22 protein-coding genes, 1 tRNA gene and 3 pseudogenes are annotated in these 23,017 nt (G+C 48.4%); 17 read left to right on the forward strand and 9 right to left on the reverse strand.

Going from position 1 to position 23,017, the window contains the following annotated elements:
• Positions 1-92 precede the first annotated feature (92 nt).
• On the forward strand, positions 93-860 hold the full coding sequence (locus tag WC5_RS10650; protein WP_010346050.1) for a class II glutamine amidotransferase: 768 nt from the start codon (positions 93-95) through the stop codon (positions 858-860).
• Here the strand turns inward: WC5_RS10650 and dpaA are convergent.
• From dpaA to dinJ, 3 genes are all read right to left on the reverse strand, one after another.
• Positions 831-1,571, reverse strand: a complete 741-nt coding sequence (dpaA, locus tag WC5_RS10645) for a peptidoglycan meso-diaminopimelic acid protein amidase (RefSeq protein WP_001225687.1) — start codon at positions 1,569-1,571, stop codon at positions 831-833. The two genes, WC5_RS10650 and dpaA, sit on opposite strands and share 30 nt — an antisense overlap.
• A gap of 155 nt (positions 1,572-1,726) precedes the next feature.
• A complete protein-coding gene (gene yafQ / locus WC5_RS10640) occupies positions 1,727-2,005 on the reverse strand; it encodes a type II toxin-antitoxin system mRNA interferase toxin YafQ (protein ID WP_000615979.1) in 279 nt (92 codons plus the stop codon).
• A 2-nt stretch (positions 2,006-2,007) separates the two neighbouring features.
• Entirely contained in the window at positions 2,008-2,268 is a 261-nt protein-coding gene (dinJ, locus tag WC5_RS10635; RefSeq protein ID WP_000729710.1) for a type II toxin-antitoxin system antitoxin DinJ, read from the reverse strand.
• 209 nt (positions 2,269-2,477) lie between these two features.
• Here dinJ and WC5_RS10630 point away from each other — a divergent pair, with 209 nt between their 5' ends.
• Entirely contained in the window at positions 2,478-3,227 is a 750-nt protein-coding gene (locus WC5_RS10630; protein ID WP_010349174.1) for a C40 family peptidase, read from the forward strand.
• Positions 3,228-3,283: 56 nt separating this feature from the next.
• Here WC5_RS10630 and WC5_RS10625 read toward each other — a convergent pair whose 3' ends face one another.
• On the reverse strand, positions 3,284-3,640 hold the full coding sequence (locus WC5_RS10625) for a type II toxin-antitoxin system HicB family antitoxin (protein ID WP_024192207.1): 357 nt from the start codon (positions 3,638-3,640) through the stop codon (positions 3,284-3,286).
• Between the two features lie 78 nt (positions 3,641-3,718).
• Positions 3,719-5,437, reverse strand: a pseudogene (locus WC5_RS10620) (flagellar biosynthesis protein FlhA); the annotation flags it as partial.
• Between WC5_RS10620 and lafU the strand changes: the two are divergent.
• The 8 genes and pseudogenes from lafU to WC5_RS10580 all read left to right on the forward strand — a co-directional run bounded on the left by lafU (position 5,403) and on the right by WC5_RS10580 (position 11,079).
• Positions 5,403-6,170: pseudogene (gene lafU, locus WC5_RS24000) on the forward strand (putative lateral flagellar export/assembly protein LafU). The pseudogenes WC5_RS10620 and lafU sit on opposite strands and share 35 nt — an antisense overlap.
• 129 nt (positions 6,171-6,299) lie before the next feature.
• Entirely contained in the window at positions 6,300-7,355 is a 1,056-nt protein-coding gene (gene dinB, locus WC5_RS10605; protein ID WP_016231587.1) for a DNA polymerase IV, read from the forward strand.
• 51 nt (positions 7,356-7,406) lie between these two features.
• Complete coding sequence (yafN, locus tag WC5_RS10600) at positions 7,407-7,700, forward strand: type I toxin-antitoxin system antitoxin YafN (protein WP_000554758.1); 294 nt, start codon at positions 7,407-7,409, stop codon at positions 7,698-7,700.
• Between the two features lie 2 nt (positions 7,701-7,702).
• Complete coding sequence (yafO, locus tag WC5_RS10595) at positions 7,703-8,101, forward strand: type II toxin-antitoxin system mRNA interferase toxin YafO (protein ID WP_001263497.1); 399 nt, start codon at positions 7,703-7,705, stop codon at positions 8,099-8,101.
• Between the two features lie 9 nt (positions 8,102-8,110).
• Positions 8,111-8,563: pseudogene (locus WC5_RS0122275) on the forward strand (GNAT family N-acetyltransferase).
• Between the two features lie 193 nt (positions 8,564-8,756).
• Positions 8,757-9,896: an RNA ligase RtcB family protein gene (locus WC5_RS10590; RefSeq protein WP_000521580.1), complete on the forward strand. Its 1,140-nt coding sequence runs from the start codon at positions 8,757-8,759 to the stop codon at positions 9,894-9,896.
• Complete coding sequence (prfH, locus tag WC5_RS10585; RefSeq protein ID WP_000602117.1) at positions 9,893-10,507, forward strand: peptide chain release factor H; 615 nt, start codon at positions 9,893-9,895, stop codon at positions 10,505-10,507. The genes WC5_RS10590 and prfH overlap by 4 nt, the downstream gene beginning before the upstream one ends.
• Positions 10,508-10,569: 62 nt before the next feature.
• Positions 10,570-11,079 carry a metal-dependent hydrolase gene (locus WC5_RS10580; protein ID WP_000469795.1) on the forward strand — a complete coding sequence of 170 codons (510 nt, stop codon included), beginning with the start codon at positions 10,570-10,572 and terminating at the stop codon, positions 11,077-11,079.
• Positions 11,080-11,095: 16 nt separating this feature from the next.
• Here the strand turns inward: WC5_RS10580 and WC5_RS26020 are convergent, their stop codons facing one another.
• Both WC5_RS26020 and pepD read right to left on the reverse strand, forming a co-directional pair.
• Positions 11,096-11,338 (reverse strand): hypothetical protein, encoded by a 243-nt coding sequence (locus WC5_RS26020; RefSeq protein ID WP_032147818.1) that lies wholly within the window; start codon positions 11,336-11,338, stop codon positions 11,096-11,098.
• A 47-nt stretch (positions 11,339-11,385) separates the two neighbouring features.
• Positions 11,386-12,843, reverse strand: coding sequence for a cytosol nonspecific dipeptidase (pepD, locus tag WC5_RS10570; protein ID WP_001292989.1), 1,458 nt, complete (start codon positions 12,841-12,843; stop codon positions 11,386-11,388).
• A 260-nt stretch (positions 12,844-13,103) separates the two neighbouring features.
• Between pepD and gpt the strand changes: the two genes are divergently transcribed.
• The 3 genes from gpt to crl all read left to right on the forward strand — a co-directional run bounded on the left by gpt (position 13,104) and on the right by crl (position 15,358).
• The gene (gpt, locus tag WC5_RS10565) at positions 13,104-13,562 is read left to right on the forward strand and encodes a xanthine phosphoribosyltransferase (protein ID WP_001291989.1); all 459 of its coding nucleotides are present in this window, start codon (positions 13,104-13,106) and stop codon (positions 13,560-13,562) included.
• Between the two features lie 92 nt (positions 13,563-13,654).
• Positions 13,655-14,899 carry an esterase FrsA gene (gene frsA / locus WC5_RS10560; RefSeq protein WP_000189561.1) on the forward strand — a complete coding sequence of 415 codons (1,245 nt, stop codon included), beginning with the start codon at positions 13,655-13,657 and terminating at the stop codon, positions 14,897-14,899.
• Positions 14,900-14,956: 57 nt separating this feature from the next.
• Complete coding sequence (crl, locus tag WC5_RS10555; RefSeq protein WP_000174679.1) at positions 14,957-15,358, forward strand: sigma factor-binding protein Crl; 402 nt, start codon at positions 14,957-14,959, stop codon at positions 15,356-15,358.
• A gap of 99 nt (positions 15,359-15,457) precedes the next feature.
• Here crl and phoE read toward each other — a convergent pair whose 3' ends face one another.
• On the reverse strand, positions 15,458-16,513 hold the full coding sequence (gene phoE / locus WC5_RS10550) for a phosphoporin PhoE (protein ID WP_010348897.1): 1,056 nt from the start codon (positions 16,511-16,513) through the stop codon (positions 15,458-15,460).
• Positions 16,514-16,800: 287 nt separating this feature from the next.
• Between phoE and proB the strand changes: the two genes are divergently transcribed.
• The 4 genes from proB to WC5_RS25560 all read left to right on the forward strand — a co-directional run bounded on the left by proB (position 16,801) and on the right by WC5_RS25560 (position 20,119).
• Positions 16,801-17,904, forward strand: coding sequence for a glutamate 5-kinase (gene proB, locus WC5_RS10545; protein ID WP_001285269.1), 1,104 nt, complete (start codon positions 16,801-16,803; stop codon positions 17,902-17,904).
• An 11-nt stretch (positions 17,905-17,915) separates the two neighbouring features.
• Positions 17,916-19,169, forward strand: coding sequence for a glutamate-5-semialdehyde dehydrogenase (gene proA / locus WC5_RS10540; RefSeq protein ID WP_000893312.1), 1,254 nt, complete (start codon positions 17,916-17,918; stop codon positions 19,167-19,169).
• A 114-nt stretch (positions 19,170-19,283) separates the two neighbouring features.
• Positions 19,284-19,359, forward strand: a tRNA-Thr gene (locus WC5_RS10535).
• A gap of 607 nt (positions 19,360-19,966) precedes the next feature.
• The gene (locus WC5_RS25560; protein WP_000788776.1) at positions 19,967-20,119 is read left to right on the forward strand and encodes a hypothetical protein; all 153 of its coding nucleotides are present in this window, start codon (positions 19,967-19,969) and stop codon (positions 20,117-20,119) included.
• 551 nt (positions 20,120-20,670) lie between these two features.
• Here WC5_RS25560 and WC5_RS10525 read toward each other — a convergent pair.
• On the reverse strand, positions 20,671-21,210 hold the full coding sequence (locus WC5_RS10525) for a recombinase family protein (RefSeq protein WP_000065231.1): 540 nt from the start codon (positions 21,208-21,210) through the stop codon (positions 20,671-20,673).
• Positions 21,211-23,017: the final 1,807 nt, after the last annotated feature.

Below are 23,017 nucleotides of genomic sequence, written 5' to 3' on the forward strand. Positions count from 1 at the left end.
AGAGGGCCGGGGTGAGGGAAACAGCACTCACCTTTTTACTTTTTAATCAATCTTCGCCGGGGGCATTTCCCCCGCTGTTGTGGAGGTTACCCATGTGCGAACTGCTCGGGATGAGCGCCAACGTCCCAACCGATATCTGCTTTAGTTTCACCGGGCTTGTACAGCGCGGTGGTGGAACCGGGCCACATAAAGATGGTTGGGGTATCACCTTTTACGAAGGTAAAGGTTGTCGCACATTTAAAGATCCACAACCCAGCTTTAATTCCCCCATCGCCAAACTTGTCCAGGACTACCCGATAAAATCCTGCTCGGTAATCGCTCATATTCGCCAGGCCAATCGGGGCGAGGTGGCGCTGGAAAATACTCACCCGTTTACCCGTGAGCTATGGGGACGCAACTGGACTTATGCGCATAACGGGCAACTGACGGGCTATAAATCACTGGAAACCGGCAACTTCCGCCCGGTAGGTGAAACCGACAGCGAAAAAGCCTTCTGCTGGTTGTTGTATAAACTGACGCAGCGTTACCCGCGTACGCCGGGCAATATGGCGGCAGTGTTTAAATATATCGCCTCACTGGCGGATGAACTGCGGCAGAAGGGCGTTTTCAACATGCTGCTTTCTGACGGGCGCTATGTGATGGCGTATTGCTCGACGAATTTACACTGGATCACCCGCCGCGCGCCGTTTGGCGTGGCAACGTTGCTGGATCAGGATGTGGAAATCGACTTCAGCTCACAGACCACACCGAATGATGTGGTCACGGTGATTGCGACTCAGCCGCTGACGGGCAATGAAACCTGGCAAAAGATTATGCCAGGCGAATGGCGCTTATTTTGCCTCGGGGAGCGTGTAGTTTGATGCCAGTTGTGGCTGCACCACTTCGTGGCTCAACGGCTTGCTGACCACGTAACGGCCATTGACTACAGAAACGGTCGGTGGCTTACGAGTCTGTTCAAAGTAGTCGTAGCCTGGCTTGAGTTGCTCCCAGAAGTCCTTAAAGTTGGAATACTTATGGCGCTTCATATTGGCGTCGGTCATGCGGAACGGGTAAATACTCACCTGCACGCTCGGCTGACCAAATACCAGCGCACCAGTAACGAACTGGAAGATCTCATCAATACCCTGATTGGTCATCGCGTAGCAGCCGATGGAAACACAATCGCCGTGAATCATCAGGTATTTCCCTTCGTAACCATGCGCGCGGTCATAGGCGTTAGGGAAACCAATATTAATCGCTTTGTAGTAACGGCTGTCTGGTTTTAATTGATTACGCTGAACGCTATAAAACCCTTCCGGACTTTTGAAATCGCCCTGACGCTGTTTTGGTCCTAACCCGCCGGAATATTTACAGATTTTATAACTGTCGAGCAGTTGATATTGCTCGCCCATTTTGACGTAGAGATCGAGCGTGCGCTCTTCCTTGAAGATTTGGATGTAGACAGGAGATCCCATCAACTGCTGCTTATACTCTTTGCTCACTGGCGTGGTGGAACTACCGCTGCCCAGCAAACTGGCAAACGAAACGCACGGGATCAACAACATCGCAAGAATTAATGCGATTTTACGCATACTGCTTATTCCTTGATAAAACGGTTACACACGCCAGGGCGGCAAAATAGATCCCAAATCGGAATAGTCTGGATTTGGAAGGCTCACATTAGCACCAAAAGAGTTTTACGCAAGCCTGTCGGTGCAGGGTTTACAAATTTCATCGGAAGCGGGCTTTACCCAAATAGCGCCGCGTGAGTTCCAGTTCTCTCAAATCGTAAAAGTTTATCGGTAAGTTTGTAAATCAGGATCCAGTCCGGTTCGACATGAGCATCGCGATAACCTTTCCATGAACCTTGCAGCGGGTGGTCTTTATAAACGGCTGGAAGCGGTAAAGTATTATTGATAAGAAGCGTCATAAGATATTTCAATTTATTCATATCCTTATGACGCTTTTGTGCAAGTTTTACATCCTTTGAAAATTGTCCCGAGTATTCAATATCCCTTTGAATCATATTTAAATTCCTAATTTATCAAATAAATCATCGGCGTCTTTGGCCTTATGAACATCAACGCCAGCTTCGCTGTTTTTGATTGATTGAATGGTTGATTGATTAGGCTCGCGTAAATCAAACGGCAATGCCTTTTCACGCGCGACTTTTGTGAGGGTTATGCGAACCAGGTCAGAGATGGTCAGCCCCATCCCGGCTAGTACGTCCGCCGCCTGATTCTTCAAATCCTCATCGATTCGGGCGCGAACAAACGCGTTAGCAGCCATTGGGGTATCTCCTGTGCTGTATATTTATTCAGCTTGAATTGTAGCTCAAATGAGCAACAGCGACAATCCATGAGTAATTTAATAAACGGATGTTTTTACATAATTAACTGAAATATATTTATTAATTTTATAATAATGGTTTATTAAGTTTGTTCAGGTACGGGCCGGGATACACTGCAACATCAATGCATGACCAGCCATTATTGAGAATGTCTTTGCCGTCGATTCCCTCTTTTGTGTTGTCGGGATTATTGTTGCTTTGCTTGCCGTTTTCTTCATTTGCCAGCGCCACCACATCACATATCTCTTTCAGCTACGCCGCCCGCCAGCGGATGCAAAACCGTGCGCGTTTATTAAAACAGTACCAAACCCATCTGAAAAAACAGGCCAGCTACATTGTGGAAGGTAATGCCGAAAGCAGAAGGGCGCTGCGCCAGCATAACCGCGAACAGATAAAACAGCATCCTGAATGGTTTCCTGCGCCGCTCAAGGCGAGTGACAGACGCTGGCAGGCACTGGCAGAGAACAACCATTTCTTAAGCAGCGATCATCTGCACAATATCACCGAAGTGGCGATCCACCGCCTGGAGCAGCAGCTTGGCAAGCCTTACGTCTGGGGCGGCACGCGGCCTGATAAAGGCTTCGACTGTAGCGGATTGGTTTTTTATGCCTACAACAAGATCCTCGAGGCGAAACTTCCGCGCACGGCGAATGAGATGTATCACTACCATCGGGCGACGATTGTGGCGAACAACGACCTGCGCCGGGGGGATTTGCTGTTTTTCCATATTCATAGCCGTGAGATAGCTGACCATATGGGCGTGTATCTGGGCGATGGACAGTTTATCGAGTCGCCACGCACCGGGGAAACCATTCGGATAAGTCGCTTAGCCGAACCTTTCTGGCAGGATCATTTTTTGGGCGCGCGACGGATTTTGACGGAAGAGACGATTTTGTAAATGGGTAATATTGACGATCAGGCAAAGGGTCGGATGCCATGCGGCATCCGGCCTGTTTACATCTGGGCTGAAAACTCACGTTCTAAGACATCAACAATGAGCTGGTTTTTTGAAATGGAATGTTGTCTGGCGACGATGGTCAGCCGTGAATCGATGTGATGTGGCACACGAAGCGTCAGGCGTTTTTGCCCTTCTTCTTCACGAAAAGGAGCAATGCCGTCCTCTTCACAATCCGCAATCCACTCATCCAGCGCGCTTTCACCTTCACGATATAATGCCTCAATACTTGTGGCCACAAAGTCGCAATAACCATTTACATTAAGGAATTTGCCGCGAAATGCGTTGATATCGGCTTCAAATGTCACTGCGGCTGGTTGACCTTTAATGGTGATAATGTTCGATGCTTGAGATATTAATGAACGCGTTTTCATCATCTTATCAATCCCTGACGTCATAAATTGATGTCATCGTATTGCGTTTCTTAAAAGGCATCAACTCAACGCCCCCATAATCTTCAACTCCAGCTCATCCGGCACTTCGTTATACGACAGCACATGCAGCCCCGGCGCAAACAATCTCGCATAGCGCGCCAGCAAAGGACGCAGCTGCGGCGGAACCAGCAGCACCGGGTCTTTTCCTGCCGCTTTCATCTGCTCCTTCACTTGCGGCATCGTACTCTGGAACTGGTTGAGCATATTCGGGTCCACCGGCACGCTGTCGAGCATCACTTTCCCGGCCTGCTGTGCCTGATTCACCACGTTGGTCAGCAGATTTTCCAGCTCATTATTCAGCGTATACACTGTCAGCTCCTGCTTGCGAACAAACGGATGGGTAATGCTGCGCCGCAGCGCCAGGCGCACATCGGCTGCCAGCAGAATATGATCTTTGGTCACTGTACTACTGGCAACCAGCACGGTGGCGATGGTGACGATATCGCGCAGGGAAACGCCTTCGGTCAGCAGCGCACGGTACACTTTCAGCAACTGGCTGTAATTCAGCGCCGCGCTTAAGTCTTCCGCCAGGCGCGGTGCCATCGACGACAAACGGTTATGCAACTGCGTAATATCGTCATAGTTAAATAAATCAGGGATATAGCTGCGCACAATCTTGTTCACATGGGTGGCAATCACGCTGGCGCTGTCGATCACCTGATACCCCATATTCAGCGCCTTCGCTTTCTGCACCGCCTGGATCCAGGTCACTGGCATCCCGTACGCCGGGTCGTTCCCCAGCACGCCGTCAATCTCGCCGTAGGTTTCGCTGGAGGGCAGGGCCATCAGTTTATCCGCCGGAATATCCGCTTCATCAGCCTTAATGCCGTTGATGAAAATGGCGTACTGGCTCGGCTTAAGGTGGAAGTTTTCCCGAATGCGGATCTCCGGTAGCAGCACGCCGTTGCCGTCGGAAATCACCTGCCGCACGCCGCGAATACGCTGGGTGAGCGGGTTGCCCTGTGCTTTATCGACCAGCGCCACCAGCTTGTAGCCGAGGCTTAAGCTGATGGGTTCGATCAGCGGAATGGTCTCCCAACTGACCTGTTGCTCGCTGGTTTCGGTGATAGTGCGGGTCAGCGTTTCGAGGCTTTTCTCTTCCGCCTCCGCCGCCTGCGGGCGTTTGCTCATCCGCCAGCCGGTATAGCCAAGCAGGGCGCTGAACATCAGGAACGGGAAGTGCGGCATTCCCGGCACCACCGCCAGCACGAACATGATCCCGGTGGCGGTGTAGAGCACTGACGGGCTTGCCAGCAACTGGTTACGCACGTCGTGGGCGATATCGCCGTTATCGCTGACGCGGGTGACAATAATCGCCGCCGCAGTGGAGAGGAGCAGGGAAGGGATCTGCGCCACTAGCCCGTCGCCGATGGTCATCAGCACATACTGCTGGAAGGCGGCATCGGCGCTCAGGTTGTATTTAAAGATCCCGATACAGACGCCGCCGATCAGGTTGATCGCCAGAATCATCATCCCGGCGATAGCATCCCCGCGTACAAACTTCGATGCCCCGTCCATCGCGCCGTAGAAATCGGCCTCGCTGGCAACATCTTTACGCCGGGTTTGCGCCTGCGCCTGGTTGATCAACCCGGCGTTAAGGTCGGCGTCAATCGCCATCTGCTTACCGGGCATCGCGTCCGGGGTAAAGCGGGCAGAAACCTCGGAAATACGCTCGGCCCCTTTGGTGACGACGATAAAGTTGATTGTGAACAGCGTCAGTAAATCCGAGCGTGAAAGCATTATGGCGGCGCTGCATGGGCAGTCGATCTTCAACGGTGGCGGGCTGTCGCCGTTAAATAAAATAAGCCCGACTCATCCGCCGAAACCGACTACCGTGGCGGTGCCGGAAGAAACTGAGAAAAAAGCACGTGATGTGAACGAGAAAACGGCGTTACTGAAGAAGAAATCCGCCACTGAACTGGGCGAGCTGGCGACCAATATCAATACCATCGCCCGTAATGCGCATATGGAAGCGAATCTGGAGATGGAGATTGTTCCGTAGGGATTACGCGTGCTGATTAAAGATGACCAGAACCGCAATATGTTTGAACGCGGCAGCGCGAAGATTATGCCGTTTTTTAAAACGCTGCTGGTGGAATTAGCGCCAGTTTTTGACTCACTCAATAACAAAATTATTATTACCGGGCATACCGATGCGATGGCCTATAAAAGCAATATCTATAACAACTGGAACCTTTCGGGTGACCGCGCGCTCTCTGCCCGTCGGGTGCTGGAAGATGCCGGAATGCCGGAAGATAAAGTGATGCAGGTAAGCGCGATGGCGGACCAGATGCTGCTGGACGCGAAGAATCCGCAAAGCGCAGGCAACCGGCGCATTGAGATTATGGTGCTAACCAAAAGCGCCTCGGACACGCTGTATCAATATTTTGGTCAGCATGGAGATAAGGTGGTGCAGCCGTTGGTGCAAAAACTGGATAAGCTGCATGGGTAACAAAAACAGCCTCCTGTAGGCCGGACAAGCGCAGCGCATCCGGCGTTAAGGGGGACTGATTGCAAAACCTTTACGCATTTCTCAAACCCTAAAATCACTGTATACTTTACCAGTATTGAGAGGTGAGCGATGCGTAAAATCATTCATGTGGATATGGACTGCTTTTTCGCAGCGGTGGAGATGCGTGATAATCCCGCCCTGCGCGATATCCCTGTTGCTATTGGCGGTAGCCGCGAACGTCGGGGGGTGATCAGCACCGCCAATTATCCCGCGCGTAAATTTGGTGTACGCAGCGCAATGCCAACCGGCATGGCGCTCAAATTATGCCCGCACCTCACCTTGCTTCCGGGGCGCTTTGACGCCTACAAAGAAGCCTCAAATCATATCCGCGAAATCTTCTCGCGTTACACTTCGCGCATTGAGCCGTTGTCGCTGGATGAAGCCTATCTCGATGTCACCGACAGCGTGCATTGCCACGGTTCTGCGACTCTCATCGCCCAGGAAATCCGTCAGACAATCTTTAACGAGTTGCACCTGACGGCATCTGCGGGAGTTGCGCCGGTAAAGTTTCTCGCCAAGATCGCCTCTGACATGAACAAACCCAACGGTCAGTTTGTGATTACACCTGCTGACGTTCCTGCATTTCTGCAAACGTTGCCGCTGGCGAAGATTCCTGGTGTCGGCAAAGTATCAGCGGCAAAACTAGAGGCGATGGGACTGCGCACCTGCGGTGAGGTACAAAAGTGTGATCTGGTGACCTTGCTCAAACGCTTTGGCAAATTTGGCCGCATTTTGTGGGAGCGTAGCCAGGGTATCGACGAGCGCGATGTTAACAGTGAACGGCTGCGTAAATCCGTCGGAGTGGAACGCACGATGGCGGAAGATATCCATCACTGGTCTGAATGTGAAGCGATTATTGAGCGGCTTTATCCTGAACTGGAGCGCCGTCTGGCAAAGGTGAAGCCTGATTTACTGATCGCCCGCCAGGGAGTGAAATTAAAGTTCGATGATTTTCAGCAAACCACTCAGGAGCATGTCTGGCCGCGTTTGAATAAAGCTGACCTAATCGCCACTGCGCGTAAAACCTGGGATGAACGTCGCGGCGGACGCGGTGTACGGTTGGTGGGGTTGCATGTGACGTTGCTTGATCCGCAAATGGAAAGACAACTGGTGTTGGGATTATGATGTATACTATTATGTATATTCTGGTGTGCGTTATTATGAGGGTATCACTGTATGCATCGAATTCTCGCGGAAAAATCGGTCAATATCACTGAGTTACGTAAAAACCCAGCTAAATACTTTATTGATCAACCGGTTGCGGTTCTTTCTAATAATCGCCCCGCAGGATATCTCTTAAGTGCCAGCGCATTCGAAGCGTTAATGGACATGCTTGCTGAACAAGAGGAGAAAAAGCCCATAAAGGCGCGCTTCCGTCCGAGTGCTGCAAGATTAGAGGAAATTACACGCCGCGCTGAACAATATCTTAATGATATGACGGATGATGATTTCAATGACTTTAAGGAATAAGGATGCGGGTATTCAAAACAAAACTTATTCGCCTGCAACTTACAGCAGAGGAACTTGATGCGTTAACGGCGGATTTTATTTCCTATAAGCGTGACGGTGTTTTGCCAGATATATTTGGTCGCGATGCACTCTACGACGATTCGTTTACCTGGCCATTAATTAAATTTGAGCGAGTTGCTCATATTCATATGGCAAATGAGAATAATCCATTTCCGCCACAGTTGCGCCAATTCAGCAGAACGAATGACGAAGCGCATTTGGTATATTGCCAGGGTGCGTTTGATGAGCAAGCATGGTTGCTCATTGCCATTCTGAAACCTGAACCTCATAAACTCGCTCGAGATAACAACCAAATGCATAAAATTGGGAAAATGGCAGAAGCGTTTCGTATGCGTTTTTGAATTTATATTATGAATAACATACAAATAAGAGACTATCAGCCTGGCGATTTTCAGCAACTATGCGCTATTTTCATTAGAGCGGTTACGATGACTGCCAGTCAGCATTATTCACCGCAACAAATTGCCGCCTGGGCGCAGATTGATTAATCTCGCTGGAGGGAGAAACTCGTGCAATCACAAGTGCGGGTTGCGGTCATTAATGCACAACTGGTCGGCTTTATTACCTGCATTGAACACTATATCGATATGCTATTTGTTGACCCGGAATACACCCGCTGTGGTGTCGCTAGTGCCTTGTTAAAACCTTTTATTAAGTCTGAATCCGAACTTACGGTTGATGCCAGCATAACCGCAAAACCCTTTTTTGAACGTTATGGTTTTCAGGTAGTTAAGCAGCAGCGCGTTGAATGCCGGGGAGAGTGGTTTACTAATTTTTATATGCGATATAAACAGCAACATTAAATCCAGCTTGCAATGAAAATAACGTCCGCCTAATATGTGCGCGTTTTCTTATTCCACAAACTGCAAGGAGGTAAATCATGACAAATCCTTTATCAATGACTCTTTGCAGACCTTTCCAGGATTAATTCTTTTTTTCTTGCCCTGGATTCGTCTGCCATTTCCTGATTTTTTATGTTTATAAATGGAATGGTACATGGGCAAATATATTCGTCCCTTATCCGATGCGGTATTTACCATCGCATCTGATGACCTGTGGATCGAGAGTTCAGCAATCCAACAATTACATACCACGGCAAATTTACCCAACATGCAACGCGTAGTAGGGATGCCTGATTTACACCCCGGACGCGGCTACCCGATTGGAGCAGCGTTCTTCTCCGTAGGTCGTTTTTACCCGGCACTGGTCGGTAATGATATCGGCTGCGGCATGGCGCTATGGCAAACAGATATCCTTACTCGCAAATACAACGCCGATAAGTTCGAAAAGCGATTGTCTGCGCTGGATGACGTTGCTGAAGAAAGCTGGCTGGAGGAAAACCTGCCATCAGCATTTGCACAGCACCCGTGGCGCAGCGCGCTTGGCTCCATCGGTGGCGGCAATCATTTTGCTGAACTGCAACAGATTGATCAAATCATCGACGCTGAACTGTTTGCACTGGCAGGCCTGGATGCGCAGCATCTGCAACTGCTGGTTCATAGCGGCTCGCGTGGTTTCGGGCAGTCTGTTTTACAAAAACATATTGTCTCATTTTCGCACCATGGTTTGCCGGAAGGCAGTGACGACGCGCTACGTTATATCTCGGAGCATGACGATGCGCTGGCGTTTGCTCGCATGAATCGCCAGATGATCGCTCTGCGCATAATGCAGCAGGTGAAAGCCAGCGGAAGTCCGGTTCTGGATGTGGCGCATAACTTTATTACCGCAAGTCAAATTGGCGATCAACAAGGCTGGTTACACCGTAAAGGGGCTACGCCTGATGACCGTGGCCTGGTGATTATTCCCGGTTCTCGCGGTGATTACTCATGGCTTGTACTGCCTGTCAGTAGCGAAGAAACATTGCACTCGCTGGCTCATGGGGCAGGGCGCAAATGGGGGCGCACCGAGTGTAAAGGGCGGCTGGCAGCGAAATATACGACGACGCAACTCTCACGTACTGAACTTGGTAGCCGGGTAATTTGCCGCGATAAACAACTCATCTTCGAAGAAGCGCCACAAGTCTATAAATCGGCTGAAAGCGTGGTGCAATGTCTGGTGCAGGCCGGTTTAATTATTCCTGTCGCGCGGCTGCGTCCGGTACTGACGCTCAAAAACAGTGGAGGGAAAAAAGGATGATCTTGTTGCAACTCTCCTCTGCCCAGGGGCCGGAAGAATGCTGTCTCGCAGTGAAAAAGGCGCTGGACAGGCTGATTAAAGAAGCATCCCAACAGCGTGTTGCGACAACGGTGCTGGAGACAGAAACGGGGCGCTATTCAGACACATTGCGTTCGGCACTGGTTTCTCTGGATGGCGATAACGCACTGGCATTAAGTGAAAGCTGGTGCGGTACTATCCAGTGGATTTGCCCCAGCCCATACCGGCCTCATCACGGGCGTAAAAACTGGTTTCTTGGTATTGGACGTTTTACCGCTGATGAGCAGGAACAATCAGATGCGATCCGTTATGAGACGCTGCGTTCGTCGGGGCCGGGCGGTCAACATGTTAATAAGACCGACTCGGCGGTGCGCGCCACGCATCTGGCAACCGGGATTAGCGTGAAAGTACAGTCCGAGCGCAGCCAGCATGCTAACAAACGGCTGGCGCGATTGCTGATTGCCTGGAAGCTGGAACAACAGCAACAGGAAAATAGCGCAACGCTGAAATCGCAGCGGCGAATGTTCCATCACCAGATTGAACGTGGTAACCCGCGACGGACATTTACAGGGATGGCATTTATCGAAGGGTAATTGAGGAACGTCTCCCGCCGTTTTCTTCGTGAAAGCGGCGGACAAAAACGAAAGGAATCGTCATGTTTATTGGTCATCTTCCTGCTGGATATTTAATAACTTGTACTTTAGTGAAACGCTTGCCGCTGATTGCTCGTCATGCGCGGAGGACGATGATTATTGGCTTAATCGGAGCCGTCGCACCCGATTTTGATCTCTTCTGGTGCTATCTGATTGATAGCGGGCAACGACATCATCATCTGTACCCATCCCATTGGCCATTGTTATGGTTTGCTCTGCTGGTGGCGACGTTGCTCTGGGCAGGTGCCGCGAAGAATAAACTGCCGGCGTGGTTGGGCGTGGTGTTTTGCCTGAATAGTATCGTGCATTTATTACTCGATACGCTGGTCGGTGATATCTGGTGGTTGATGCCTTTCGTTAACCAACCATTTGCACTTTTTCATATTACGGCGATACATCATCCGTGGTGGCTCAATTTTTTATTACACTGGTCGTTTTTACTGGAACTGGCATTAGTGGCTGCCGCCATTGCCATGTGGTGCAGACGTAATGCCAAAATGGTAAAAGCATGAAAAAATTATTCTGACTTTAAGCGGCGTAACATGTTTCCTGGGGAAATTCTCCAGTGGTTAAGTATGTTCTTCTGACTTTTCCCCAGGCTCTGAACATATAAAAATTCTGCTTTTCCCCCTTAAGTTCTTTCACGGATTCCAGCGCAAAATTTTCTTTAGTGATCAGAAATTCCCCCCATGAAATATGGTCGCAACTATATAAATATGCGACCTTTTCCTGGGTTTCATAATGTTTTGTTATTTCGATATAGATAGCCATTGACTTCAAACAGAAGTCCACGCCCGCAGGCGTGGACTTCATCGTTATTACTTCGCAGGAATTTCTTTCAGTAGTTCAGTCAGAAGCCGCCAGTAATGACCAACGCTTTCGATATGAACTTGCTCATCCGGAGAGTGTGGACCGGTGATAGTCGGCCCGATAGAAACCATGTCCATTTCCGGATACGGTTTTTTGAACAGACCACATTCCAGACCCGCGTGGATAATCTGGATGTTCGGCGTCTTGTTGAACAGACGCTGATAGGTTTCACGTACCAGATGCATCACCGGAGAGTTAGCATCCGGCTGCCAGCCAGGATATGCGCCTTTCGCTTCGGTTTTCGCGCCAGCCAGTTTACCCAGCGAATCCAGCATACTGACCACGTAGTCTTTACCGCTGTCGATCAGAGAACGGATCAGGCAGTGAATTTCTACGTTGTTGTCGGTCATGGTCACCACACCCACGTTCAGTGAGGTTTCAACCACGCCTTTTGCCACGTCGGAGTTGCGGATCACACCGTTCGGGGTGGCGTTCAGCAGACGAATAAAGGTATCGCGAGATTTGGCGGTCAGCGCAGTTTTGTCGTTCGCTACTGAATCCAGCAGTAATGCCAGGTTTTTCTCTTTCTCTGCCAGTTCGTTTTTCAGGATCTCCTGATAGGTATTCACCAGCGATTTCAGTGCGTCGACTTTATCAGCTGCGACAGCAATGGTTGCAAAGGCTTCACGCGGGATGGCGTTACGCAGTGTGCCGCCGTTGAAATCGATAAGGCGCAGATCCAGTTCTTCCGCATGACCTGCCAGGAAGCGCACCAGCAGTTTGTTTGCATTACCCAGGCCAACGTGGATTTCGCCACCAGAGTGACCACCTTTCAGACCTTTTAAGGTTAATTTAAAGGTTTCAAAACCTGCCGGAACTGTTTCACGGTCTAAATGCAGGTTGGAGGTGAAGTCGATACCCCCTGCACAACCCATGTAGATTTCACCTTCTTCTTCGGAGTCGGTGTTAATCAGAATATCTGCCTGTAACCAGTTGCTCTGTAAGCCGAACGCACCGTCCATACCGGCTTCTTCGGTCATGGTCAGCAGCACTTCCAGCGGGCCGTGTACTACGTTGTCATCGGCAAGCACCGCCAGCGCAGAGGCCATGCCAATGCCGTTATCTGCACCGAGCGTGGTGCCGCGTGCTTTAACCCATTCGCCATCAATATAAGGCTGGATAGGATCTTTGGTGAAGTCGTGCACGGTGTCGTTGTTTTTCTGCGGCACCATATCGAGGTGAGCTTGTAAGACGACCGGTTTACGATTTTCCATACCTGCGGTGGCAGGTTTACGAATCAGGATATTCCCCACTTGATCGCGTTCGACATGGAAACCTTTTTCTTTTGCCCAACCTACAATGTATTCAGCAAGCTGCTCTTCGTGGTAGGACGGGTGAGGAATAGAACAGATTTTGGCAAAAATATCCCACAGCGGCTGTGGAGATAATTGAGACAGTTCAGACACGTTAAGTCTCCTTGTCGATCACCCGCAAAACAGTATTGCAGGTCACAGGGTTAGCAGAAAATGTTGTCAGCACAAGTCAGGCTTGCGAGATATGTTTGAGAATACCACTTTATCCAGCGACAGGTAGTAGCAGTGCGCAAAAAGACGCGGACTTATGTGAAATACTGGTTTTTAGTGCGTCAGATCTCTATAATCTCGCGCAACCTATTTTCCCCTCGAACACTTTTTAAGCCGTAGATAAACAGGCTGGGACACTTCACATGAGCGAAAAATACATCGTCACCTGGGACATGTTGCAGATCCATGCACGTAAACTCGCAAGCCGACTGATGCCTTCTGAACAATGGAAAGGCATTATTGCCGTTAGCCGTGGCGGTCTGGTACCGGGTGCGTTACTGGCGCGTGAACTGGGTATTCGTCATGTCGATACCGTTTGTATTTCCAGCTACGATCACGATAACCAGCGCGAACTGAAAGTGCTGAAACGTGCAGAAGGCGACGGTGAAGGTTTCATCGTCATTGATGATCTGGTGGATACCGGCGGTACTGCGGTTGCGATTCGTGAAATGTATCCTAAAGCGCACTTTGTCACCATCTTCGCTAAACCGGCTGGTCGTCCACTGGTTGATGATTATGTTATTGATATCCCACAAGATACCTGGATTGAGCAACCGTGGGATATGGGTGTGGTATTCGTTCCGCCTATCTCTGGTCGCTAATCTTTTCAACGCCTGGCTTTGCCGGGCGTTGTTCTTTTTAACTGCAGGCGAGTTACAATAGCTTCCAGTAAGTATTCCTGGAGGTTGCATCCATGACACAGGCAAACCTGAGCGAAACCCTGTTCAAACCCCGCTTTAAACACCCTGAAACCTCGACGCTTGTCCGCCGTTTTAATCACGGTGCACAACCGCCTGTGCAGTCGGCTCTTGATGGCAAAACTATTCCCCACTGGTATCGCATGATTAACCGCCTGATGTGGATCTGGCGCGGCGTTGATCCGCGTGAAATCCTCGACGTCCAGGCGCGTATTGTGATGAGCGATGCCGAACGCACCGACAATGATTTGTACGATACGGTGATTGGTTACCGTGGCGGTAACTGGATTTATGAGTGGGCCACCCAGGCGATGTTGTGGCAACAGAAAGCGTGCGCGGAAGAAAATCCACAAGTCAGCGGTCGTTACTGGCTGCACGCAGCGACGTTGTACAATATTGCTGCCTATCCACACCTGAAGGGTGATGATCTGGCAGAACAGGCGCAGACGTTATCAAACCGCGCTTATGAAGAAGCGGCGCAACGTCTGCCAGGAACGATGCGGCAAATGGAATTCACTGTGCCGGGGGGAGCACCCATCACCGGGTTTCTCCATATGCCAAAAGGTGATGGTCCGTTCCCGACAGTATTAATGTGTGGTGGTCTGGATGCGATGCAAACGGACTATTACTCCCTTTATGAGCGTTATTTTGCGCCGCGCGGCATTGCGATGTTGACTATCGATATGCCTTCGGTTGGTTTTTCTTCAAAATGGAAACTCACCCAGGATTCCAGCCTTCTGCATCAGCATGTGTTAAAGGCTCTGCCTAACGTGCCGTGGGTAGATCACACACGCGTTGCGGCCTTTGGTTTCCGTTTTGGTGCTAACGTCGCTGTACGTCTGGCTTACCTTGAATCGCCGCGTCTGAAAGCTGTGGCCTGTTTAGGTCCAGTGGTTCACACCTTGCTGAGTGATTTTAATTGCCAACAACAGGTGCCGGAAATGTATCTTGACGTTCTGGCGAGTCGTTTAGGGATGCACGATGCTTCCGATGAAGCGTTACGTGTAGAGCTGAATCGCTATTCATTGAAAGTGCAAGGGTTGCTGGGACGTCGCTGCCCAACGCCAATGTTATCAGGCTTCTGGAAGAACGATCCGTTCAGCCCGGAAGAGGATTCACGATTAATCACTTCGTCATCTGCTGACGGTAAATTGTTAGAAATTCCATTTAATCCTGTGTATCGGAATTTTGACAAAGCACTCCAGGAAATTACCAACTGGCTCGAAAAGCGATTGTGTTAAAAATTTGCTAAATTTTGTCAATTTGGTAAAACAGTTGCTTCACAACAGGAGATCGCAATGACGTTACCGAGTGGACACCCGAAAAGCAGATTGATCAAAAAATTTACCGCACTAGGCCCGTATATTCGTGAAGGTAAGTGCGAAGATAATCGATTCTTTTTCGATTGTCTGGCTGTATGCGTCAATGTGAAGCCGGCACCGGAAGTGCGTGAGTTCTGGGGCTGGTGGATGGAACTGGAAGCGCAGGAATCCCGTTTTACCTACAGTTACCAGTTTGGTCTGTTCGATAAAGCAGGCGACTGGACGCATGTTCAGGTAAAAGATGCGGAAGTGGTTGAGCGGCTGGAGCACACCCTGCGCGAGTTTCATGAAAAGCTGCGTGAACTGCTGGCGACGCTGAATCTGAAGCTGGAACCGGCGGATGATTTTCGTGATGAGCCGGTGAAGTTAACGGCGTGAGTGAAAAGTGCCGGATGCGATGTTTGAGCATCTCTTCCGGCCTGAAATAGTGGTTTTCGTAGGCCGGATAAGGCGTTCACGCCGCATCCGGCAATATTATTAAAACTGATATGTCATCCCAACCGCGACAATATCATCATTATTAATATTCAACTTATTATCGCTATCCAGTTGGTTGATTTTATAATCAACAAACGCTGACATGTTTTTGTTGAAATAATACGTGGCACCGACATCAATATAATTGACCAGATCCTCATCACCGATACCTTCAATATCTTTTCCTTTCGATAGCACATAACCTAAAGATGGACGCAGACCAAAGTCGAATTGGTATTGCGCGACCGCTTCAAAATTCTGTGTCTTATTAGCAAAACCGCCAGAAATTGGCGTCATTTTACGCGTTTCAGAATAGATGGTTGCCAGGTAAATATTATTGGCATCGTATTTAAGACCCGTTGCCCACGCTTCGGCGCGTTTGCCCGAACCACGGCTTTGCAGGTTCTGCTCGTTGGTGCGATCAGAGTTGGTATAGGCTCCACTGATAGCGAAATCGCTGCCGCCAAAGTCATACGTCAGTGAAGTACCAAACCCATCGCCGTTCTGCTTTTTAACATCGCGGTTTTCGTTTTTTCCTTGATATTGCAGGGTTAAGTTCAGGCCATCAATAACGCCGAAGAAGTCGGTGTTCCGATACGTCGCCAGCCCGCTGGCGCGTTTGGTCATAAAGTTGTCGGTCTGCGCCGAGGAGTCGCCACCAAATTCCGGGAACATATCGGTCCAGGCTTCGACGTCATACAGCGCGCCCAGGTTACGTCCATAGTCGAAAGAACCTAAATCCTTATATTTCAACCCGGCAAAAGCGAGACGTGTTTTTTGCTGTGCGGTATCACTCTCCGCTTTATTTCCGGCAAACTCCGCTTCCCACCGACCATAACCGGTCAGTTGATCATTAATTTGTGTTTCGCCTTTAAAACCAAAACGGATATAACTCTGGTCGCCATCTTTACTGTCATTATCACTCATATAATGCATGGCTTTAACTTTGCCATAGACATCCAGTTTATTACCGTCTTTGTTATATATTTCTGCGGCCTGTACGGATGCAGATGCCACAATACCCATCACCACTAATGCCAGAGTGCTCTTTTTCATTTTCATTCCTGATTTTAATTAACGCGCGAATATTCAGCGGGAGAGACCCGTTCAAAACAGGAAAGTTTTTAACCTGAGATTGTTAAAGATATATTACAGATTAATAATATTCTTAAAATGTGGTAATTTATTAAATCTGTAATAAAAACGTAAACAACTGCCGCTACGCTTGCTGATCCCGCGCAACAAAACGCTATGCTTTGCTCGCAGATGGTTGGCAACCGGCGACAGTCCTGCTAAAACGTTCGTTTGATATCATTTTTCCTAAAATTGAATGGCAGAGAATCATGAGTGACAGCCAGACGCTGGTGGTAAAACTCGGCACCAGTGTGCTAACAGGCGGATCGCGCCGTCTGAACCGTGCCCATATCGTAGAACTTGTTCGCCAGTGCGCGCAGTTACATGCCGCCGGGCATCGGATAGTCATTGTGACGTCGGGCGCGATTGCCGCCGGACGTGAGCACCTGGGTTACCCGGAACTGCCGGCGACTATCGCCTCGAAGCAACTATTGGCGGCGGTAGGGCAGAGTCGACTGATTCAACTGTGGGAACAACTCTTTGCAATTTACGGCATTCACGTCGGGCAGATGCTGCTGACCCGTGCCGATATGGAAGACCGTGAACGCTTCCTGAACGCCCGCGATACGCTGCGTGCGCTGCTCGATAACAACATTGTTCCGGTAATTAATGAGAATGATGCTGTTGCTACGGCGGAGATTAAAGTCGGCGATAACGACAACCTTTCTGCGCTGGCGGCGATTCTGGCGGGTGCCGATAAACTGTTGCTGCTGACCGATCAAAAAGGTTTGTATACCGCTGACCCGCGCAACAATCCGCAGGCAGAACTGATTAAAGATGTTTACGGCATTGATGACGCACTGCGGGCGATTGCCGGTGACAGCGTTTCAGGTCTCGGAACCGGCGGTATGGGCACCAAATTGCAGGCCGCTGACGTGGCTTGCCGTGCGGGGATCGATACTATTATTGCCGCAGGTAACAAGCCGGGCGTCATTGGTGATGCGATGGAAGGTATTTCTGTCGGTACGCTGTTCCATGCCCAGGCAACGCCTTTAGAAAACCGTAAACGCTGGATTTTTGGCGCGCCACCGGCAGGTGAAATTACCGTTGATGAAGGGGCGACCGCCGCCATTCTTGAACGCGGCAGCTCCCTGTTGCCGAAAGGTATTAAAAGCGTGAGCGGCAACTTCTCGCGTGGTGAAGTCATTCGTATTTGCAACCTCGAAGGTCGCGATATTGCTCATGGCGTCAGCCGTTACAACAGCGATGCATTGCGTCGCATTGCCGGACACCACTCGCAAGAAATTGATGCAATACTGGGATATGAATATGGCCCGGTTGCCGTTCACCGTGATGACATGATTACCCGTTAAGGAGCAGGCCGATGCTGGAACAAATGGGCATTGCCGCGAAGCAAGCCTCGTATAAATTAGCGCAACTCTCCAGCCGCGAAAAAAATCGCGTGCTGGAAAAGATCGCCGATGAACTGGAAGCACAAAGCGAAAGCATCCTCAACGCTAATGCCCAGGATGTTGCTGACGCGCGTGCCAATGGCCTTAGCGAAGCGATGCTTGACCGTCTGGCACTGACGCCCGCACGGCTGAAAGGCATTGCCGATGATGTGCGTCAGGTGTGTAATCTCGCCGATCCGGTGGGGCAGGTGATTGATGGTGGTGTGCTGGATAGCGGTTTGCGTCTGGAGCGTCGTCGCGTGCCGTTGGGGGTGATTGGCGTAATTTATGAAGCGCGCCCGAACGTGACTGTTGATGTCGCTTCCCTGTGCCTGAAAACCGGTAACGCGGTGATCCTGCGCGGTGGCAAAGAAACCAGTCGCACCAACGCTGCAACGGTGGCGGTGATTCAGGACGCCCTGCAATCCTGCGGTTTACCGGCAGGTGCTGTACAGGCGATTGATAATCCGGATCGCGCGTTGGTCAGTGAAATGCTACGCATGGATAAATACATCGACATGCTGATCCCGCGTGGTGGCGCTGGTTTGCATAAACTGTGCCGCGAACAGTCGACGATACCGGTGATCACGGGAGGTATTGGCGTCTGCCATATTTACGTTGATGAAAGTGCAGAGATCGCTGAAGCCCTGAAAGTAATCGTCAACGCGAAAACCCAGCGCCCGAGTACGTGTAATACGGTAGAAACGTTGCTGGTGAATAAAAACATCGCTGATAGCTTCCTGCCCGCATTAAGCAAGCAAATGGCGGAAAGCGGCGTGACATTACACGCAGATGCTGCTGCACTGGCGAAGTTGCAGGCAGGCCCCGCGAAGGTGGTGGCTGTTAAAGCCGAAGAGTACGACGATGAGTTTCTGTCATTAGATTTGAACGTCAAAATCGTCAGCGATCTGGACGATGCCATCGCGCATATTCGTGAACACGGCACGCAACACTCCGATGCGATCCTGACGCGTGATATGCGCAACGCCCAGCGTTTTGTTAACGAAGTGGATTCCTCCGCTGTTTACGTTAACGCTTCAACCCGTTTTACCGACGGCGGCCAGTTTGGTCTGGGGGCGGAAGTCGCGGTAAGCACACAAAAACTCCACGCGCGCGGCCCAATGGGGCTGGAAGCACTGACCACTTACAAGTGGATCGGCATTGGTGATTACACCGTTCGTGCGTAAATAAAACCGGGTGATGCAAAAGTAGCCGTTTGATTCACAAGGCCATTGACGCATCGCCCGGTTAGTTTTAACCTTGTCCACCGTGATTCACGTTCGTGAACATGTCCTTTCAGGGCCGATATAGCTCAGTTGGTAGAGCAGCGCATTCGTAATGCGAAGGTCGTAGGTTCGACTCCTATTATCGGCACCATCAAGAAAATCAATAACTTAGCTTAACTTCTCTAAGAAATTGTATCTTCTGTTATCACTTACAAACGCCTATACGTTGTTATGGGCTTTTGGTAGTTTAACACGTATGGGCGAGTAGTTCCCAGGCTCAACCTCGTAACAAGTTCCTTTGAAGCTGGAAGACGTGCCACCGTCTCTAAACCTTCTACCAAAACTCTTAGCAAGATGTTCCACACCTGGCGCGGTGTCCAATGATGCTACACGTCGTGAGACGTTGCAGAGGATAAACAGGCTAAATGATGGGAAGAGTTTTAAGTGCAATAGTGGATTAAAGCCCACCTCTTCAAAACCTAACTTGATCGGGAAAGAATCAAGCTCTAGCACGGTTTCGTCCACCGGAGTACAACGGGTGCCTGATAAGAGAAGAACTGCTAAGACTTCATAGCTTTTGTGAAAAAGCCCTTTTTAGTGGATACGCCTACGGCGCTTATTTTTTGGTATAACCATCAAAGGCGCTTTATGGCTCCTATTGTCTTGAAAATGTATCTTTACTTGTATTGTGTTTTATGCGTAGTCTCCCTGTGTAGTATGTAACTTGTTAATTTTCATATGAATACAGAGGCAACACGATGAAAAACATTGCAGCTATAAAACGTAATAACCGCAAGATTCACGCTCGTAAGTTCCTGTCTACGCCAGAGGGAAAAGCCTGGCTAGAGCGAAAGCAACGAGAGAACGAAGAAAGAAAACTCCTTAGTGAGTTGAAATGGCTTAAGGATTGAATCACCAGTAGGCGCATAACACATCCAGCGATCAAAGATGTGTTTATGCGCCTGATAGTGAAATTATTAAAGTTTTTTAGTTAATGTAGCCATTGCATGAACGATGATCGCTAGTGAATCGATTTTATCTCGAGGGGTAAAATAGATGAGGTATATGATGGTAACAATTACAGCTAAAGTAATTGTGGTTCTGCAGGTTTTTAAAATGGATGAGATAAAGCGCATAGATACCCCCTATTGATTTAACAATAGCAAAGTATCATTTATTTTTTATTGCACGCAACATGCAAATTTTCACATATAATAGTTTACTATTCACTTTGTATGGTGTCAACAAGATGATGTGTTGTTTTGTTTGATTTGTTCAAGATAATGTTTCATTTTCTCATCTATATAACTTGTGTTTTAGATAATTTCACTAATTGTAAAAGTTACGTATTGCTTAATAGCTACCTTTTTATCTGAAATCGGCGCAGACGTGATCAATGTTTAACGCGAAGATCAGCGGCGTCAGGTCCACGCAGCGACAATTCTCAAATATCAAGGAGGCATTACGCCTCCTCTTCTTCCTTCTTGATACGTTGCACCGTTGAAGGAGCAACATTAAAGCTCTCGGCGGTTTTACGCACTGACAGGCCATCAGAAAGGGCTTTCTTTATACCTTCTCGATCCACTGCTTTTCCATTACCACGTTTTGTAGGATTGACGGCTTGCGCTTCTCGTTTACGTTCTAACATCAGTTCACGTTCACACGTTGCAACTGCCGACAACATCGTAAGCATCATCTTTCCCATCGCGCTTGTAATGTCTGCAATGATTCCTTCTTTGTGAAATCGAACAATTACACCTCGATTATTAAGTTGTTCAACTAAAGCAAGGATGTCTAAGGTGTTACGTCCTAAACGGTCGAGAGAGTGCACGTGTAAGGTGTCGCCTTCTCTCAGATAGGCTAAACACGCTTGTAAGCCTGGGCGGTTAGTGTCTTTACCAGACAGCTTATCTTCAAAGACTTTATCGAGAGTTACTCCTGCAAGCTGGCGATCAGTGTTCTGATCTACAGTGCTCACACGCTTATAACCGATATTGCTCATAAAATCCTCTTAATGTGTCGATTTGGCACTACTTTAATGCAAATGAGTATACCGTATTCATTTGGTCTGTTTCAAGCCTTATGGGTACGGAATATTACACGATTTAGCTGTATTCATTTGGTATGCCTAATGGATACACAGGGGGATAGATTAAATGGTGTTCTGATCTACAGGTTTATTTGTTAGATCAACAATTTGGCATTTCTAAACAGATGTTTGAACGTTGCCAAATGTCTTGACAACACAAGAAAAGGGCTTGCTATGCCACGCATTACACGAAATAAGGCTGTAAAAACAAAATAAATTTTAAAATTTGCACAAACGAGAAAACTCATTAAGAAACAAGCAGAACAATTTTTAGCCAACAATTTCTGATGGTGTGCTGTAAGCCGCACTACACAAGGATTTGCGAAAGTGATGTAAAAGTGAAGAAAGTAAGAATTGCACTTTTAAGCTACTTTTCATTGAATTTTTTAGTATGGAATTACACAGGAATAAGTTAGGGATATTCTATGATTTACACAGGGAATATAGGGGGATTATGGCACACACATAGAAAGGCATTACACAAAGTGCTATGTGACAAATGGATGTAACGGTAGCTCACAGTGAACTACCCCCACAGAATTCTGTTACCCCTATCAAGTCTGATACCCGATAAGTATAAATAACACCTAGGAAATGATTTCCGATCTATTTAGGAAGTAACCTAGGAAGTGGTTTCCTACCTACTTAGGAAATGAGTTCCTACCTACCTAGGAAATGAGTTCCACCAATACTATAATTAAATACTATAATTAAATAATATAAATAATATTCTTTATACTATATATATGATCTTTTGCCTTCCGGCGTTAGCTTCACTCTCTGGCAAGCAGCCTTACTCCGCTACCTTTCGGGCTTCGTGGCTGGCCCGTTCCGCTCACACCGAAAGTAAAGCGTTACTTTCTTCGTGTAACTATCGTTGGCGGTAACGCCCACGAAGAAATACTATTGCGCTGTGCGCAGAAGAGTAATCACCTAACCAATCATACTGATTGCTTATGTGTAACTCTCTCTACCTCTTAATTCCACTTCCTACATTTAATAACTCTGTTATTCTCTGTAGTTGTGTAATTACTCGAAGAGAGAGCGGCTAAAGCTCAATTACACTCTGCTTTCCTCGTGTAATTTCACTAAGCCTCAATACAATTCCACTTCCTACATTTAATAACTCTCGTTATTCTCTGTAGTTGTGTAATTGTTTTCGGTGGAAAAGCCAGAGGCGACACCGAAAGAGAATTCTGATCTTATTAATCTTATCTATCTTAGTTAATCTTCTTACTTATCTTACTTACTTTATCTACTTTATTATTAATAATAGCTTTATAAGCTCTCTGTGTAGCTCTCTGACGCAAGAAACAGAGTTCAGGAAGGGAATCACCTTAGAAAAGTGTTCTTTGCGTCATAATGTGTTTTATGAAGGATTCAGAGGTGTTTCATAACAGGAATGTATAGAGAATACTTTAGTTAATTAAAAATAAGGGGTCTAAATGCTTCTCTAACAGCATTAAGCAGGGTAGGGAATGGAAACGCATTGCCTACATATAATAAACTCACTACAGGGCTTTACAGAGCGTTTTATAAAGTGACTCTCTATCTTATATCTACAATCACCTTTTCATATACCTAACAAATACAAAATAAGCCCCTTAAATAAGCCTCTGACGAGATAAATAGCCTCTACATAAGGGAATGTATTGCTTTTATCAAAACTTCGTTAGAACGCGTTTTAGAGCGTTTTAGACAATAATGAAGAATAGCACTA

The organism is Escherichia sp. KTE114 (assembly GCF_000407765.1).
GTDB lineage: Bacteria > Pseudomonadota > Gammaproteobacteria > Enterobacterales > Enterobacteriaceae > Escherichia > Escherichia ruysiae.

Bases quoted from the DNA above. Each gene is read 5' to 3' on its own strand.
- WC5_RS10650 (WP_010346050.1), top strand. From the start codon at position 93: ATGTGCGAACTGCTCGGGATGAGCGCCAACGTCCCAACCGATATCTGC.
- dpaA (WP_001225687.1), bottom strand. From the start codon at position 1,571: ATGCGTAAAATCGCATTAATTCTTGCGATGTTGTTGATCCCGTGCGTT.
- yafQ (WP_000615979.1), bottom strand. From the start codon at position 2,005: ATGATTCAAAGGGATATTGAATACTCGGGACAATTTTCAAAGGATGTA.
- dinJ (WP_000729710.1), bottom strand. From the start codon at position 2,268: ATGGCTGCTAACGCGTTTGTTCGCGCCCGAATCGATGAGGATTTGAAG.
- WC5_RS10630 (WP_010349174.1), top strand. From the start codon at position 2,478: ATGTCTTTGCCGTCGATTCCCTCTTTTGTGTTGTCGGGATTATTGTTG.
- dinB (WP_016231587.1), top strand. From the start codon at position 6,300: ATGCGTAAAATCATTCATGTGGATATGGACTGCTTTTTCGCAGCGGTG.
- yafN (WP_000554758.1), top strand. From the start codon at position 7,407: ATGCATCGAATTCTCGCGGAAAAATCGGTCAATATCACTGAGTTACGT.
- yafO (WP_001263497.1), top strand. From the start codon at position 7,703: ATGCGGGTATTCAAAACAAAACTTATTCGCCTGCAACTTACAGCAGAG.
- WC5_RS10590 (WP_000521580.1), top strand. From the start codon at position 8,757: ATGGGCAAATATATTCGTCCCTTATCCGATGCGGTATTTACCATCGCA.
- prfH (WP_000602117.1), top strand. From the start codon at position 9,893: ATGATCTTGTTGCAACTCTCCTCTGCCCAGGGGCCGGAAGAATGCTGT.
- WC5_RS10580 (WP_000469795.1), top strand. From the start codon at position 10,570: ATGTTTATTGGTCATCTTCCTGCTGGATATTTAATAACTTGTACTTTA.
- WC5_RS26020 (WP_032147818.1), bottom strand. From the start codon at position 11,338: ATGGCTATCTATATCGAAATAACAAAACATTATGAAACCCAGGAAAAG.
- gpt (WP_001291989.1), top strand. From the start codon at position 13,104: ATGAGCGAAAAATACATCGTCACCTGGGACATGTTGCAGATCCATGCA.
- frsA (WP_000189561.1), top strand. From the start codon at position 13,655: ATGACACAGGCAAACCTGAGCGAAACCCTGTTCAAACCCCGCTTTAAA.
- crl (WP_000174679.1), top strand. From the start codon at position 14,957: ATGACGTTACCGAGTGGACACCCGAAAAGCAGATTGATCAAAAAATTT.
- phoE (WP_010348897.1), bottom strand. From the start codon at position 16,513: ATGAAAAAGAGCACTCTGGCATTAGTGGTGATGGGTATTGTGGCATCT.
- proB (WP_001285269.1), top strand. From the start codon at position 16,801: ATGAGTGACAGCCAGACGCTGGTGGTAAAACTCGGCACCAGTGTGCTA.
- proA (WP_000893312.1), top strand. From the start codon at position 17,916: ATGCTGGAACAAATGGGCATTGCCGCGAAGCAAGCCTCGTATAAATTA.
- WC5_RS25560 (WP_000788776.1), top strand. From the start codon at position 19,967: ATGAAAAACATTGCAGCTATAAAACGTAATAACCGCAAGATTCACGCT.
- WC5_RS10525 (WP_000065231.1), bottom strand. From the start codon at position 21,210: ATGAGCAATATCGGTTATAAGCGTGTGAGCACTGTAGATCAGAACACT.